Here is a 1,608-nt window from a genome sequence, read left to right as displayed (position 1 = left end):
TGGTCCAGGCGACGCCGACTTCCTTGCCGTCGAGGCTGCCGCCGTTGACGGCCATGCCACCGGTTTCGTGGTCGGCGGTGACGACCACGAGGGTGTGCTTGTCCTTGAGGGCGAAGTCGAGGGCCTCCTTGATCGCCAGATCGAAGAGGAGGGTTTTCTGGATGGAGCCGGGCGCGTCGTTTCCGTGGCAGCACCAGTCGATATCGCTGCCTTCGACCATCAGGAAGAAGCCGTCTTGATCCTTGTTGAGGATTTCGATGGCCTTGGCGGTCATGGCGGCGAGCATGGGCGGGTTTTGGCCGGATGAGTCCTGGAAGAGGCCGAGGGCGGGGGTCTGATCGGCGGTCAGGGCCTTCATGTCGTCGCGATTGGCGACCAGGTGGTATCCGATCTGTTTGGCCTGGGCCGCCTCGGCGCTCGGCTGGGTCGTGGTGCCGACGTCTCCGGCGCCGAAGATGACATCGACTCTGGTCTTGAGGATCTGTTCGGTGATCTCCGGTCCCATATTTCTCGAGAGCACGTGCGAGGCGAAGGCGGCGGGCGTGGCGTGATTGGGCGTGCAAACCGTGACCAGGCCGGTGGCCATGTTTTTGTCCTGCGCCACCTCGAGGATGGTCTGAAGGGGGCGTTCGTCGGGCAGCATCGAGAGTCGTCCGTTGTTGGTTTTGCTTCCGGTCGCCAGGGCGGTTCCCCCAGCGGCGGAGTCGGTGACGAGAGAGGTGGAGTGCGTGGTGGCAAAGCCGGTGACGGGGCATCGGTCCAGGTGGAGGCATCCGTCGGCTCCGACGGCTTTGATTCGGGCGGAAGCGACCTGGGCGAGACCCATTCCGTCGCCGATCAAGAGGATGATGTTTTTGACTTCGCCGTCGGGCATGATCGGGTAGAAGGATCGGTCGGCGGGCGGGGTATAGAAGGCGTACTCGTCGGGCACCTGGGTGAGCGGCTGTGCGTTTTCGGTGCGCGGCGCGGGTCCGAAGGAGGAGACCGGCTGGACCGTGGCACAACCGCCAATTGCGAGAAGCAGCAGGACAACGACGAAAAGCTTGCCAGAAACAGTCCCACGATGGGTCATGGCGTGAACTCCTCAAGAATCGGCAAGGTAACAAGTGTTATACCCGCCGGAGTGCCGCTGGTTTCAATTTGACGACGACAATTATGTTGATGTTATCGCACCGACACCCGTCGGGCAAACAAATCATGAGAAACGCGAGCGGATGGGTCCGGAGGAAAGCGGGGCTTGAGTTTTTCAAGTGCGGGCGGCGGGGGTCGGAGGCGATCAAGGGGCAGGTTGTGTTTGTTTGAGTTCGTCGAGAATGGATTGGCCGTCGAATTGGCCGAAGAGGGCTTGGCGGTCGGCGAGATTCATGATGTCGAGGACGGTGGGGACGAGGTCGACGAGTCGGGCGGTGAGGATTTCGCCGTGGGGGATATCGGGTCCGGCGACGAAAAAGGGGACGATCATGTCGTCGCGGATGGCGGAACCGTGGCCGCCGAGGTCAATGGGGCTGAAGTCCCAGCCGCGGTCGGCGAAGATGACGATCTGCCCGGCGCGGCCGCTGTCGAACATTTCGACGACCTGCGGGACGAAATCGGGGAATTCGCTGCGGC

Annotated in this window: 2 protein-coding genes; both read right to left on the bottom strand. The window is 62.6% G+C overall.

The window, feature by feature from the left end; translation table 11 throughout:
* Positions 1-1,072: alkaline phosphatase (locus GXY33_06040; protein ID NLX04684.1), on the bottom strand; the 1,072-nt coding region annotated here is incomplete at its 3' end.
* A 204-nt stretch (positions 1,073-1,276) separates the two neighbouring features.
* Positions 1,277-1,608: hypothetical protein (locus tag GXY33_06035; protein ID NLX04683.1), on the bottom strand; the 332-nt coding region annotated here is incomplete at its 5' end.

The organism is Phycisphaerae bacterium (assembly GCA_012729815.1).
GTDB lineage: Bacteria > Planctomycetota > Phycisphaerae > JAAYCJ01 > JAAYCJ01 > JAAYCJ01.
The sequence above is the reverse complement of the archived record's forward strand: the minus strand, read 5'-3'. Positions and strand labels throughout refer to the sequence as shown.